The organism is Marinobacter antarcticus (assembly GCF_011049865.1).
GTDB classification, from domain to species: domain Bacteria; phylum Pseudomonadota; class Gammaproteobacteria; order Pseudomonadales; family Oleiphilaceae; genus Marinobacter; species Marinobacter antarcticus_A.
Genome location: NZ_DRGY01000052.1, coordinates 1 through 13,927, shown reverse-complemented (window position 1 = coordinate 13,927; position 13,927 = coordinate 1). Strand labels below are relative to the sequence as shown.

The window sequence follows — 13,927 nt, the reverse complement described above, 5'->3', positions numbered from 1 at the left end:
TGTTACGCGCCACCCACAGACTCACAGATAGACTGTTATATTGGCTATCGAGGCTCAGTATCAACTTCACAAATTACAGATAAACTCAAAACGACAAAATTTACGGTAATAACGGATATCCGCCGCACTTCAATTACTACGACTGAGAAAGCTTCTTCATACCCTCTCGCAAGATCTCCAAAAATATGTGATTTCTAGTTTCAGCATCTGAAACAATTGCATCAAAAGACATTACGAAAGTAGGGGCAGGAACTACTGTGCCATCTTTCTTAAAGGCTTTGAACTCCTGGTAGAATGTTTTCCCCGTGGAGTAAAGAGGAGTCCAGTTCAGCTGTCTCAGTCTCGATGACATTTGATCACTTATTTGTATAACCGCGTAATACCACATCCTTTGAATATTTGGACAAAACTCAACGAGCTTCGCCGCTCGATCCATTAATTGATTGACCGAGTATTGATTTTCCTTTTCGTCATCGGTCTTCCTTTTAATCTCAATCATAACGACATCAACTGGTCGCTCTGCATTCGGATCGGCGGAAAAAATCATTGCAATATCAGGCCTCCCGTCCTCACCAGAAACCTCTTCATCTAGTCGGATATGCTTAATAACTTCGTCCATTCGCCCTTCACTTAAGACCGTTCGAAAATTCATGAACTTATCGTCCAGAAGCCAAGCGTTATTTTGATAAACATTTTCAACCATTGATTCCTGCGAGAACTTCCTATATCTAGGAACTATAAGGTTATGAATCTCCGATTCGCTATTATCTTTAGTCATTTTCCTCATTCTTCTTATTATCTTTTCTCGATACAAGATATATTCTGTTAGCGTTCTGGATGATAGCTCAAGCGACTTTTCATATTCCCGGTCAGTCAGTTCTTCACATTGCAGGATCTCCTTTTGAATGCGAAAGAACTTTTGCTGCGCAATCTGCAAAGCATCATCTCTATCTATCAACCCTGCAGTTTCTTCCTCAAAATACCCAAGAAGGTGAGGAAATTTTTTCTCAAATCCGTCCTTAACTTTCCTATTATTTTCGTTTATCTGTGGTATTTTCTCTGCTAAAATTTTACCTACTTCCCTCGTAAGCAATCGATTTAAAGAAACCTCATGAACACCATCTGGAAGCACAAGTTTTTGGCGAGAAGAATCTGAGTTTGTATGGAAAAGTTCAGACTCAAAAATAAAAATACAATCGTATCCTGCCGGTACAGCCCCAGGTGATAATAGCTTTATCTCGACAGTACGGCCATCAATATCAAATGCAGTAAAATGACGTCCCTTACCTTGAGACCTTTCAATGTGATAATGCATCTTTATTGTTGAAAAAGCATCAAACGCTTCATCTTCTATTATGATAGTAGAAAACCGTGGTAGATCATTTTCAGTTATTATAGATTGGGATGAAAGAAACCCCTTTTTTACATTTTCTTCATCAGTATTAAGTGTGATCTTTATTTTAAACGGTACACCCTGAGATCTTAGATCTTGGAACTTTGGTAGAAACTGATCGATTACCTGTTCCTTAAGCGAGTCAGGCTTCAAGTTATCATAAGACTTAACACGCTCATTGGAGAACTCTGTAAATACAAGAATGGTTTTCCTGTCCGTTGCCGATTTCAATTCCTCAAAATTCGCTTCACCAGAGAAATTCTCTTTAAAAACAAATGAACGCCGAGCATTATCCCATTCACTTAGTACAGAAATCTTTTTGAAGTAGTTCAGAAAAATGAGGCGACCAATTCCCTTGTGCAAATAATCTCTTGGTCTAAGCAAGGTTTTGAATCGATCAAAGTTCTCATCATTAAAGCCATCGCCATTATCAGCTATCGCTAGCTTTAAGGTATCGACCTTTTCAAACGAAGATATATCAATATCTATATCTATTTCCGTTGCGTTTGCATCTAGCGAGTTGTGAATCGCTTCAAAATAAACCAGCTGCAAAGATGGGTTCGGAAAGAATAGTTTTATAGCACTGCTTGTTTCTATGTCCATTTCATCGAACCCTTTCGGTAACTAAAAAATAGATAACTACTCACCTCGAAATAAAAGCGAATCACAGCCAGCGGCCGCTGATCAAAAACCCTCCCAAACAAGCCTCACAGTCTCGGGGTTATAAACTACTTGGGTAATAGACCCATCCCGAATCCGGTCAACCGCCTCATCAATAACCGAAATCGGCACTAGGAACCACTCTCTAGGCCTCACTGGATGACCAAACCGATCTTTGATCTCCAGGTCCAACTGGGCAGGCGCAAATACGCGATGAAGCAGCGCTTCCAATTTGGTTCGGTTAATCCCAGCCAGTTTGTATGTAGCCACAATTTCCACTTCAGCCAACAGGTAGGTAGCATCATGCTCGGCATTGGCGATGCGAGTTTCCAGCTTGCCTCCGGTCACTCCAATCTTGTGTATCAGTTCCCGGTGCTCGGCTACAAACGGGTTCTGTGACTTGCTCCGGAGCACGTAGATGGTGCCGCTTTCTACATCGTCCTCATCCCAGGTATCCCGGAACAGTGGCCCGGCATCGTGCTCGGTAATACGGCGACCAGTTTCGTCTTTATAGAGTGCGCGCTGAAGGGAGCGAAGCAGGATGTCGCTTTCTGTTTCGTTGGAGTAGATCACACGCAGCCTGGCGTCTCTCTCGCCGTTGGGGGCTTTGAACATCTCTCCTATTTCAGCGACGTAAACCATCTGGCCGTTCAGAATAAAGAAGTTACCTTGCTCAATACTGGTGTCCTGACCAAAGCGCCGGGTCTCGCGAATTCCCGCTTTAAGTTCGGCTTCCACTTCCTTGAACAGGGGTCTGAACTGATCGAAGTCTTCACACAGAGTGCGATTGGCAATATCTTCTACTGCCCGTTTTTCGGCCGTCGAACGAACGTGGCGCAACTCAGTCAGCTCACCACCCGGCGCCATGTCTTCAAGTTCGGACAGCAGTTCCTCATCATCCATCTCTTCCGGCAATTCATTTTGAGCAACGGCCTTGCCGTCCAATAGCCCCTGGTGATCAAGATCCGTCAGGAGGTCCCGGCATTCCTCCAGGGTCCGAATTCGGTCCAAGCGCACGGCGTAAAGGCGCTCGAAAATATCCCTGTCTTCCCCATGCTGTGGAGTGCGCCCATGCTCTTCAACAAACCGCTGAATCTCTTCAAAGCCCGCAATAATGCGTTCTGCCCGCGCAGTCAGCTGCTTTTCTTTCTTTGGCTGGGCAAAATCCTGTAGTTCTGCACTCAGCTCATCAAGATTCATCGTAACGGCCCTCTCCCCGGTATCTCATGAAGGCAGCAGCACCCTCTGCCATTCGCCGTTCCCAGGCATCCTGTGAGGTGTTAGAGGGCGACCGACCCCGCTCCCGTTTGAACTTAACGGCACGAATCGCCAGCTCCCTGGCCTCTTCCGGTAACAACGTGGTGCGTTTAGCTGAAATGATCGCGGCAATGTTCTTTAGGCTTTCCTCGCTCATGGTCTTGGCCAAAATGGCATAGGCCTCGCTGAACGGGTTAATCCGGTCGATCAAGTCGATATCCAGTTCCGTAACGTCCATGGCAAACTTCCGCACACCCGCAATCAATGCGGTGTTGGGCTTAATGGCCGATTCTTCACCGGCACCCTCGCCTCCCTCGCCACTGACTGTCTCGAGCAACGCCTGCTTGGCTTGCTGGGTCATGTTCAACGCGGCAATAGCGTGCTGACGAACCGCTTCCTGGTCTTCGGCATCCAGTTCCGGATAACGGTCTTTGATGATCTTCCCCATGCTGAGCTGGGTCAGCTCTTCGGGAATCATCTCTTCATCAAACAAGCCTCGTTCAATCGTGGGCTTATCCTGCACAAAACTGGCAATCACCTCGTTCAAGTCTTCCGTGCAAATGCGGGACGCCTCTTCACTCTTTGGTTCAGCCAGGCCCTTTATCTCGATCTGGAACTGGCCAGACTCTTCGTTGATCCCGACATTGCACTTTTTGGGGTCGTACCCATCCTCACCGTAGTCATAACCCTCTGCCGGGCCGGTGGCCGTTGCTTTGGGCTTGAACTCAAAGCGAGGAGCCAGCACCTGCTCCATCAGCAAGCTGGCAGCAATAGCTTTCAGAGTATCGTTCACAGCCTCTGTTACTGCCTGCTCAGAAGCATCTGGCTCTGCAATAAGGTTGGTAAAACGTGCGCGGGTTTTGCCCGGTGCGTCCCGGGTGGAACGGCCGATGATTTGAACGATCTCCGTCAGGCTCGAACGGTAGCCAACTGTCAGCGCGTGCTCACACCAAATCCAGTCGAAGCCCTCTTTTGCCATGCCCAAGGCAATAATGATGTCTACATGGTCACGGTTATTCTTTTGCGTGGAATCTTTCAGGGCTGCAGACACCCGATCTCTCTTCGACGCATCGTCGTCCACCAGATCGGCAATGCGCAGCAGTTTACCGGATGAGGTTTTCACCAGCTGGAAACCAGTTTTCGGATCAGTACCCTGCCAGTCGCCAAGCTCCTCAATGATGTGCTCCACCTCCCGGATCTTGTCTTTCGTGCTCTCCCGGGAATTCACGTTGGGAATGTGAATGATGGTCTTCTCGTTTGGGTTCAGCACTTCCAGAATGCTATCTGCGTAAGAACCAGAATAGAAAAAGTAGCCGATATCAAGCTGTTTCAGATACTCGTAGCCGTTCAGCTGCTCATAATAGGTGTAAGTGACCGTATCAAACCGAGCCTCTTCCGTGGGTGCCAATACGGCCTCCGCATCGCCCCGGAAGTAAGAGCCGGTCATGGCCACGATATGCACTTTGTCCCGAGCTATAAAATCGCCGAGATGCGAGCCAAGCCGGTTATCTGGATTGGCGGAAACGTGGTGGAACTCATCCACTGCAATCAGGCGATCATCAAAGGCTTCTGTACCGAACTGTTCAACGGCAAAGCGGAAAGTCGCATGGGTACACACCAGGACCCTGTCTTCGCTTGCGAGGAAGGCACCAACCGACTTCACCTTGCCACCGTTGTCAGTGCCTGGCGCGTTGCAAAGATTCCATTTGGGCTCTACATGCCAATCCGCCCAGAAGCCAAAATCGCTGAGGGGCTCATCAACAAAGCTGGCGCCGATAGACTTCTCTGGCACAACAATAATCGCCTGCTTTAGACCCTGGTTGTATAATTTATCCAGGGCAATGAACATCAACGCCCGGCTTTTACCCGAAGCCGGAGGCGATTTGATCAACAGATACTGCTCTCCCCGCCGCTCAAAGGCACGCTCCTGCATCGGCCGCATTCCCAGCTCGTTGGACTTGGTCGAGCTGCCATTGCGGGCATAGGAGACTGAAACGGACGGAACGGTTTTGGTCATGGATACTTCCTGTTTTAATCCCTGCCTGGGTTTTTATCTGAAGTGCGGGCCTGGCTTTTCACTTGGTCCTCAAGCTGCTCAAGCTCTTTGAGGTCTTCCTCGTCAGCCAACCTGGCCTCTGTGGCTCGGCGCTGCCGGTCAAATTCGTCATAGCGCTGGTGCGCGACCTTTTCCATGTTCTCGCGGCTGACAAAACCAGCTCCTTCCAGAATCGGCTGATCGTTGAACGCCAGCATGCGATCCATGTTGTTGCGCCAGAACTCCAGTGTAAGATCTTTCTGCTGTTTTACCCGCAATTCGGCCTGCTCCAGGAAGATCACCACCAAGCGATTGAGGCTGTCCATTTCATCGGCGGCCAGGTAGTTCTTGGCAACGATCACATCCTGCTTTCGTACCCGGGAGCCCTTCCAACTGGTTAAGGCCATATTAGCCTGATCCGGGTCTGAGCGCTTCAGTACCAACTCTGCGGCGGCATAGCCGGTAACGGCATAGATCAGCTTGTTCTGAACCTCGGCAAAAAAAATAGAGGTTTCCCGCTCCCTGGCCCGGTAATCCGAGCTGAGAGCGAACAGGTCACGCACCTTCTGATAGAACCGCTTCTCCGATGACCGGATCTCTCGGATGCGTTCCAGCAATTCATCGAAGTAATCCCAACCGCCTGGGTTCTTCAGGCGCTCGTCGTCCATTACGAAGCCTTTGAGCAGGAATTCTTTGAGATGGGCGCTGGCCCACTGGCGAAACTGGACGCCACGGGGGGAGCGGACGCGGTAACCGATGGCAAGAATCAGGTCCAGGTTGTATTGGATTATCTTGCGCTGAACCTGGCGGTTGCCCTCGGTTCGAACTGTCAAGGATTCCTTGACAGTTGCCTCAGGTGTTAGCTCGCCGTCCTCAAAGATGTTCCTGGCGTGGAGAGACACGTTCTGCTTCGTGGTGTGGAAGAGCTCTGCAGTTTCCAACTGGGTGAGCCAGACGCTGCCGCTCTCAGCACGCAGGTGGAGCTGGGTTTGGCCATCGTCAGAGGTATAGAGAATCAGTTCGCTCATGCCATGGTTTCCATTGCGCTATCGTCCTTGACCATCATTTCTGGGCTTTACACTTCGTGCTCAATGAGGTCATCCCTTCGAGTACCGCATTAATAAACGGCCTATCCTGATCTGGGTTCATATACATATCCACCGTTGCCCATATGAGCCCGAGAGACAGTTGAGTCTCGCGAACAAGACTGGTCTGGGGGCTCTTAAACCCAGTTTGAACGCCGGTATTGGTAGCATATAAAAGCTGATTGCGCGCCTCGGCTACTCTCCGCACCTCAGCCTGCAAGTCTTCGACTGGAGGCATATCACCTAATTCAATAAGTCCATCACCGGCTGTTTGAATATTCGGATAAATGCGGAACGAACTCAGGTGTAAAGGGCCATAACGATAGCCGCTATCGTCTGGCAAGCGAAAAGCCAACATATCCCTATTTTGACTTACCGCGATCGCAAGTCGCCCCTGCTTCGCTGCTCGGCTACAGCGCTGCGCAAACACTGAAACCAGTGCTTTGCTTTGGTGATCGTGCAGATTTACTTGCTTCGCCAATTTCTTATGGCCATGCTTCTTAGCTGCTGCGATAAAAGCAGCAACGGCCTCTTCAGTAGCATTTAAGGCGCAAAACGATGCGACGATTGGTGAAGTCTCAAAAATTTCGCTAGCCCACCGCAAAAATCTTAAAGAATTAACTGAGCAAAATTTGGCGCGACTAGCTTCCAGTTTACTGGCACTATCTGCCACCCATCTTGACACGTCATGTTCTAGAATTTCAGATGAGTTACTTATGGCTTTACTCTGCATTATGCCGTTTCCTGTTAACCCGCCACTGTTTTATCCGACGTCATCATTTTTGTGTAAAGCTCAAATAGTTTTTCCAAGCGCTCCGTATCGTTTTTGAAGCGCCTACCGATATAAATGCGTTCAATTACCTCATCATTCTGATCGTGAGCTTCACGAAGGTTTGCAGGCATCTTTTCTGAATCGTACAGGTCAGCGATGGTGGCAGGAAAATGTGCTTCCCGGGCCAATAGAATATTCTCGGCACAACGACATAAATCAGCTTTATTCTTCTCCGTAAGTTTCGGAATCGGGAAGGTGTTCCAGCCCAGCGTATTTGAGTATGAAAAGTCAGTTCGCATTCGCACACAAACACTAGCGATCCAAACTAAATGAATCTTGGACGCTATCACCGCCATATTCCAAAGCGGCGCGTCATAAAGTGCAAAGTTACGATCCCCAATGACAGAATCATTCGACATAGCACCAACCGGCAGATATGGGCGGTTCTCGGAGCTAACACGAGGAGTGACGATTACATGAGTATCGGCAATACGTGGGCTTTTAAACTGATAAGGCCTACTGGCAAGGCTACGGGCATAAGCATCCTTACTTTTTTGACGGGCTGTCCTCACTAATTCAATTTGCCTTGCAATGGCTGGCTCCTTCAACGCTTCTTCTAAGTCATCTGGCTTGATCCAGATACAGTACCGAGCTTGACCATTAATAAATTCCTTGGAGCCATAAAAGCGCTTAATAAACCGCTTTTGAGCATCATCACTCAACTGCATGTCCTGCAGTTGACCAGAGGTGAGTGTAAGGTGACCACCATCGTCAGCTTTATTCCCGAAATCCATGACCGATACACCTGTAAGCGGCCTCATAGACTTACTAACGATCACATTAGGAGCCGCTACGAGATAGGCATTAATCTGATCGACCCCTTTTACAACAGTTCCCGCGTTGTCACCCGATGATGAGAACAAACGCCTTCGCTTACCCGGCTGTCTCGATATCCCAACTATGACAACCGTTACACCAGCATTGTGACTGGCAAGATTCGCCCACTTAAAGGAGGAGTGAGCGAACCCGATGGTGTTACCTGTTTCAAATACCAACGGCCAAAAAAACGACACCTGCTGTCCCTGGCATATGGAATTGGTGGCTACGAACGCTGAGGATGCCTCAGAGTGTCGACCAAACTCTGCCGCCTTCATGAACCATCCAGCAACATAATCCAGAGATTTCCATGTTTTAGTTCGCCCCTCGAAAATCACTCTCAGATCGTCTTTCTGCTCAGCGGATTGCCAAGTTGAGCCTAGATAAGGTGGATTGCCGCAAATATAAGTTTCTCCCCCGGCATTCTCGAATTCGATTTCTGACTGTTCCAGAGGTGATCCAAACAAATCATCGGCATGCAGTTTCACAGCGCTGCCCGTCGGCGGACAGATGCTGAGCCAATCTAGTCGTAATGCGTTACCGCAGGTAATCCAATTTTCAGCATCGAGCGGCAAAAATTCCTTCAAAGCCTCTTTCTGGCCGCGGTAACTAACGTCACACTGGTACTCCGCGATAATGAGTGCGAGCCGAGCAATCTCCGCCGAAAAATCCCGCAGCTCAATACCCCTAAAATTTGTTAGCGGAATATCGCTTCTGCGTCCCGGCTCACCCCGCCGCTCATTAATTGCATTCTCAATTTCCCGCATCTGCTTATAAGCGATCACGAGGAAATTGCCGGAACCACAGGCCGGATCGAACACCCGTATCTTGGCCAAGCGATTCCTGAGATTTAGCAGCTTACGGGAATTATCACCGGCGTCTTCCAGCTTTTCCCGGAGGTCATCCAAGAACAGAGGGTTTAGCACCTTCAAGATGTTCGGCACACTGGTGTAATGCATGCCCAGGGAACCGCGCTCCTCATCATCAGCCACAGCCTGGATCATCGAACCAAAAATGTCCGGGTTAATCTGTGTCCAGTCGAGGTTGCCAATGTGCAGTAGGTATGAGCGGGCGATTTTGCTGAATTTCGGCACCTGGATGCTGCCGGAGAACAAGCCGCCATTCACATAAGGGAAGTCCTTGGTCCACCCACGCAGGTTCTCAGCCTGGCGATCACCAGCCCGGGTGTTCATTGCCCGAAAGATCTCACTGATCACTTCGTGGGTGTTGGACGAATCCCGGGCACTCATCTGCTCCACGGTATCGGTGAACAGGCTTTCACCAGCAAAAATATCCGTGTCTTCGGCAAAAAAACAAAAAATTAATCTTGCCATGAAGTGGTTCATCTCATGGCGCTGCTCACTTCCTCCCCAGTCCGGGTTGTCTTTCAGCAGCTCGACGTAAAGACGGTTCAGACGACTGGTGGCCCTTATGTCAAAGGAGCTGTCACGAACCTGTTTGACTGTGGAGATGCCTGCCAGCGGTAAAAAAAAGCCAAAGTGGTCTGGAAACTTTTGGAAGTCGCAAGCAACCGTCTCGCCCGTTTCGAGATCTTCCGCTTCGAAATCAGAGCCATCCGTAGAGAGAACGAAACGGGCTTTAGATCTGGTCGTAGCGGGGCTTTGCCTTAACTTACTCAACGTCTGAGTAACCTGCCCGGCTTCCGCAACCGCAATGTGGATGTTGTTGGTCTGCAGTACGCCACCGAGGTCGGACTTATTCGTAGTACCGGCCCTGAGCCGTTTAATGGTGGTTTCTTTGTTGCCAAAGGCGCGCAGGAAGGCAAAGGGGAATTCGTCCTGGTCGAACGCCTCCAGAGCGAGATCGGATATTGCTTCTTCGATTTCTACTGCGTTCATTGGTAAAAGGCCTTCAAAAATCCCGTAAGGTGCTGATTTAACTGAAACCATAAAAGTGATCAACGGGAAAGTCTACCAGCCGATCCGGAGAAGTGATAGAACGGACAGAAGGCCTACAAGTTTGATATTTGACCGTTTGCGCTAAGCAAAGCGCAAGATATTCGAAATTCCGCCACAACGGAGCACAAGGACTGATGAGATTCGAGCCACAAAAAATGGAGATCCGCGACGACGATCCATGGGCCGCTAGCGCCTTCAAACTAAAGGAGACTGGGGAACGGCTTACGAATCTCGTTAAACAAGCTGAGGGGCCCGCCGTTATTTCGCTCACCGCTCCTTGGGGAACCGGAAAGACCAGTTTTCTCGATATGTGGACGGTATCGCTACGATTACAGGGCGCAAAGGTCGTCAAATTCAGCGCTTGGGAAGTCGATTACACCCACGATGCGCTCGTTGCTTTGATCCAGGAATTGAGTGGGCAGCTGACCGAAGACGATGACGGGTCTCACTCTATTGAGAAGATCAAGAAAAAAGGTGGCGATTTGCTTCAACACATAGCACCTCTCGCAGTTAAGGTGCTGACTAGCGGTTTGGTGGACATCAACGGGGTCGATGAACTCTCGGAAAAGCTAGTCGAAAAAAAATTGGCTGACCATGAAAACGCCAAGCTTTCGGCTGCTGGTTTCAGGGACTCACTTCGAAACTACGCCAAAAAACTTGAGGAACAGAAGAATGGCTTCCCGCTGGTCATAATCGTGGATGAGCTAGATCGCTGTCGCCCCAATTACGCCGTTGAGCTCCTGGAATCAATCAAGCATTTCTTCAATGCTGACGGTGTTGTTTTCGTGATCGGGGTTGATATTGATCAACTCGGAGAAACTATCAAAGGTCACTACGGCCAGGGTTATGACGGACACCGGTATCTCAACAAGTTCTTTCATCTGCAACTGAAGCTTCCTGAGCCTGATCTCCATGCTTTTTGCCATAACACGATCACGAGGCTCGGCATGGCTGACCTATTCGAAGGCAGAGGACTTGCAAATACTGCCAGGAATTCATTTTCAACAGATTTCATTGCACGGCTAGCCATATCGTACGAACTTTCACTACGCGAAATTGAACGACTTTTGCTGGAAGCAGGAGCGGTTTACTCTGCAAACACAAATCTTGCACCAATGCTTTCAAGGGCGATTCTTTGGTTACTTGTGCAAAAACAGCGCGACCCTAAGTTTTTTGAATCACTCCTGAATCAGAATGTACCCGCAGACGACGCATGGAACACGGTGAGCCACCGGGCGCCGTTGATGTTCCGTGAATCTCTTGAAGAGGAGGCACGTTTCAGAGTTGTACTAACTTTTCTGCTTGAGGGGCAAAGCGGATTGTCGAGACTTCACCGGAGATCAAAAGAACTCGTGGAGGAAGATAATGCGCCGCATACTCAGGTGACCTATTGGTCCTCAGTGCTGAGCGCGGCCACCGACCTTGTTAGCAAAAACCATCGTTCGAATTTTATGGATACCGTAGGAGCAACGCTTGGCTTACTGGGATATCGTCCAGCTTCGGATACAGGACCTTATGGACACTAGCGCCCAGTGGAAACCTCTGCGATGCAGGTGTTGCTGAATGCTAATGCAGTCCCGGCAGGGGCTTTTAATCCACACGGCGCCGCAACTCTGAACCGCTACCAACACTAACTCTTACAGCTGCCGCTCCCCCGTATCTCTGCTTTTTCTCGAGGTCACGAACGCCATGTGCTGAAGATTACCGCCTCGCGGTCCCGATCGAATTTCGGTTTCTATGTTATTTGTTAGTGGTGGCTACCAAATAGACATGTAACGACACATAAGAGTGAGGCGGAGAAGACAATGGGCTCACGTAGTGAAAGCCCAATACAAAGCTACGATCAATCGGAAGCGGTGATGAGGGGTGATTCCCAAAAGAATCACCCCCGACAGTTCAGTAAGGCAATACTGACGGTAGAGTAATTTATTACATGCCAGGTAATGGTATGAGCATGACGCTCAGCCAATCTAACCTGGAGACGTACAATGGACTCTTACGCTTACCACGACACCCCGACTGACGAAGAGATGCTGGACTGGTTGGGCAGATTGCACGGCGGTGAAATCGTTACCAATTCGCTGGGTCAGCCAATTACGATGCCCTCAGATTACCACTGGCGCAACGACCTGATTTGGGTCGACCAACAATTGAAAACCTTGGCTGATGCAAAGCCGGTTCTTGATTACCAGCGACTGATTAAGCCAGAAGCCTTCGGTACCGAGACGGTTGTGTTGGCCCCAGACCCAGTTCTGGGAACCTTGACCACGCTCTTCACAGTTCTAGTAACCATGTTTCATGAGACGGAAATTGGTCAGCTCTATCGACCAAGTCCCTTCGCTACACGCTTCCTGTGGGCCTTTGACCAGTGTGCATACCTGCGCGAGGCAGGATTTCATCAACCACCATCGCTGAGCCGTCAGACTGCAGAGCAGCTAGTCATGGATCTCAATCAACGACTGGAAGCCTGGTATCAAACCCTAAAGGGGCCGGACTTTACCTACGAGTGTCATCGTAACCGGCGTAATAGCCTCAACAATTACCAGCGCCTGTGTGAGGTGATGGATGCCCTCTTTGATTGCCACAGTCGCCTGATGGTTATTCGGGTAGACCTGGGCTATAGCGAGTTCGAAAGCCCCTACATCGATTACCAGACGGCTCGTTATCACAGAGAGCAACTTTGTCTCGCCTTTAACACCCACTCCCTGTTCAACCATCTGTTGGGCTACGCATGGAAACTGGAATGGCAACCCAAAAAAGGCTTTCATTACCACTTCATCTTCTTCTTCGACGGTCATCAGTGCCAGGAGGACGTTACCCACGCTCGTCTCATTGGTGAAATGTGGGCGACAGCCATCACAGGTGGCCAAGGCCTTTACTGGAACTGCAACCTCGATGCCGAACACCACTATCATTACAACGCCATGGGGCGAATCGACTACCACGATTTTGAAAAGAAGCGAGGGCTATTCAAGTTAGCTAAGTATCTGACCAAGATCGATGAATACGCCGCCATGTTGGTCAAAGGCAGGACCTTTCAGACGAGCCAAAAACCGGAACGTCACGATGAACCACGGCGTGGGCGGCCTCGTTTATACCAGAGCACTCACTGGGCCCACGGAGATACTGGCCCCTGAGTCACCTTCTAGAAAACAGGCTTGATGTGGACGCTGAACCAAGGCCAGGTATGACTGTTAGAGCTCCCCGACAAATAGTCTGAGCAATGAAGGAGGAAGAGATATGAAAGTGCTCAGATTGGCGGAGGTACAAGATAAAACCGGGCTGGCCAGGTCCACACTGTACAAATACATTAATGCCGGCACATTTCCCAGGCCGATTTGCCTTGGAGGTAGATCTGTTGGTTGGATTGATTCTGAAGTCCATGAGTGGCTGCAGGAAAAACAGGTCCAGCGTGATATGACTCATGAAGCATCTAGGGGCTGGGGCCTCTGATATTTTCAGTATCTGCCATAGACCTCGGTAGATCCTGATAGAGTTTAGATCCACCATTTACGAAAAATTGATTACCGATTTTACTCCAGGTGCATCTAAATATGTATTCAGGGGGATATCGGAATTCGCGGTTGAGCCACCGGTTCTGATTACGGGAGATAACTACGAGCAACAAGGTGCACAGCGAGTCCGTGACTTACTCGGCGATCAACAAATTGTCACTGTTACCCACCCTGGCACTACTCCGGAAGCGTATTCTCGGATATCAAACCCTGGGAAACACGATTGCTCATAATGTCACTCTCGCTGTAGTCAATCCCCAACGGTTCAGGGTGTAGTGGTTCAATGATTCCGGACACCAACTTAGGTGGTAATATCGCCACCATAAGCGAGGTGTCTGATGACCAGGAAACGACGTTCTTTCACGCCAGAGTTCAAACAGGAAGCGGCCTGTTTGGTGCTTGATCAGGGCTACTC

9 protein-coding genes are annotated in these 13,927 nt (G+C 49.4%); 3 read left to right on the top strand and 6 right to left on the bottom strand.

Annotated elements, in window-relative coordinates; genetic code table 11:
- Positions 1-136: 136 nt before the first annotated feature.
- The 6 genes from ENI00_RS06765 to ENI00_RS06740 form a co-directional block, all read right to left on the bottom strand.
- The gene (locus ENI00_RS06765) at positions 137-1,996 is read right to left on the bottom strand and encodes an ATP-binding protein (protein ID WP_304100688.1); all 1,860 of its coding nucleotides are present in this window, start codon (positions 1,994-1,996) and stop codon (positions 137-139) included.
- A gap of 81 nt (positions 1,997-2,077) precedes the next feature.
- Complete coding sequence (locus ENI00_RS06760; RefSeq protein ID WP_304100686.1) at positions 2,078-3,253, bottom strand: GIY-YIG nuclease family protein; 1,176 nt, start codon at positions 3,251-3,253, stop codon at positions 2,078-2,080.
- Positions 3,243-5,327 (bottom strand): DEAD/DEAH box helicase, encoded by a 2,085-nt coding sequence (locus ENI00_RS06755; RefSeq protein ID WP_304100684.1) that lies wholly within the window; start codon positions 5,325-5,327, stop codon positions 3,243-3,245. Before ENI00_RS06755 ends, ENI00_RS06760 begins: the two co-directional genes overlap by 11 nt.
- A 14-nt stretch (positions 5,328-5,341) precedes the next feature.
- The gene (locus tag ENI00_RS06750) at positions 5,342-6,373 is read right to left on the bottom strand and encodes a virulence RhuM family protein (RefSeq protein ID WP_304100682.1); all 1,032 of its coding nucleotides are present in this window, start codon (positions 6,371-6,373) and stop codon (positions 5,342-5,344) included.
- Between the two features lie 34 nt (positions 6,374-6,407).
- The gene (locus ENI00_RS06745; RefSeq protein WP_304100680.1) at positions 6,408-7,163 is read right to left on the bottom strand and encodes a hypothetical protein; all 756 of its coding nucleotides are present in this window, start codon (positions 7,161-7,163) and stop codon (positions 6,408-6,410) included.
- 14 nt (positions 7,164-7,177) lie between these two features.
- On the bottom strand, positions 7,178-9,937 hold the full coding sequence (locus ENI00_RS06740; RefSeq protein ID WP_304100719.1) for a class I SAM-dependent DNA methyltransferase: 2,760 nt from the start codon (positions 9,935-9,937) through the stop codon (positions 7,178-7,180).
- 194 nt (positions 9,938-10,131) lie between these two features.
- On the opposite strand from ENI00_RS06740, the gene ENI00_RS06735 reads away from it, so the two are divergent.
- The 3 genes from ENI00_RS06735 to ENI00_RS06725 all read left to right on the top strand — a co-directional run bounded on the left by ENI00_RS06735 (position 10,132) and on the right by ENI00_RS06725 (position 13,450).
- The gene (locus tag ENI00_RS06735; RefSeq protein WP_304100679.1) at positions 10,132-11,523 is read left to right on the top strand and encodes a KAP family P-loop NTPase fold protein; all 1,392 of its coding nucleotides are present in this window, start codon (positions 10,132-10,134) and stop codon (positions 11,521-11,523) included.
- 462 nt (positions 11,524-11,985) lie between these two features.
- Positions 11,986-13,134, top strand: a complete 1,149-nt coding sequence (locus ENI00_RS06730) for a YagK/YfjJ domain-containing protein (protein WP_304100677.1) — start codon at positions 11,986-11,988, stop codon at positions 13,132-13,134.
- 103 nt (positions 13,135-13,237) lie between these two features.
- Positions 13,238-13,450: a helix-turn-helix transcriptional regulator gene (locus ENI00_RS06725; protein ID WP_304100675.1), complete on the top strand. Its 213-nt coding sequence runs from the start codon at positions 13,238-13,240 to the stop codon at positions 13,448-13,450.
- The last annotated feature ends 477 nt before the right edge of the window (positions 13,451-13,927 follow it).

Excerpts from the sequence above, each read along its gene's own strand:
- ENI00_RS06765 (WP_304100688.1), bottom strand. The coding sequence starts at position 1,996 with ATGGACATAGAAACAAGCAGTGCTATAAAACTATTCTTTCCGAACCCA.
- ENI00_RS06760 (WP_304100686.1), bottom strand. The coding sequence starts at position 3,253 with ATGAATCTTGATGAGCTGAGTGCAGAACTACAGGATTTTGCCCAGCCA.
- ENI00_RS06755 (WP_304100684.1), bottom strand. The coding sequence starts at position 5,327 with ATGACCAAAACCGTTCCGTCCGTTTCAGTCTCCTATGCCCGCAATGGC.
- ENI00_RS06750 (WP_304100682.1), bottom strand. The coding sequence starts at position 6,373 with ATGAGCGAACTGATTCTCTATACCTCTGACGATGGCCAAACCCAGCTC.
- ENI00_RS06745 (WP_304100680.1), bottom strand. The coding sequence starts at position 7,163 with ATGCAGAGTAAAGCCATAAGTAACTCATCTGAAATTCTAGAACATGAC.
- ENI00_RS06740 (WP_304100719.1), bottom strand. The coding sequence starts at position 9,937 with ATGAACGCAGTAGAAATCGAAGAAGCAATATCCGATCTCGCTCTGGAG.
- ENI00_RS06735 (WP_304100679.1), top strand. The coding sequence starts at position 10,132 with ATGAGATTCGAGCCACAAAAAATGGAGATCCGCGACGACGATCCATGG.
- ENI00_RS06730 (WP_304100677.1), top strand. The coding sequence starts at position 11,986 with ATGGACTCTTACGCTTACCACGACACCCCGACTGACGAAGAGATGCTG.
- ENI00_RS06725 (WP_304100675.1), top strand. The coding sequence starts at position 13,238 with ATGAAAGTGCTCAGATTGGCGGAGGTACAAGATAAAACCGGGCTGGCC.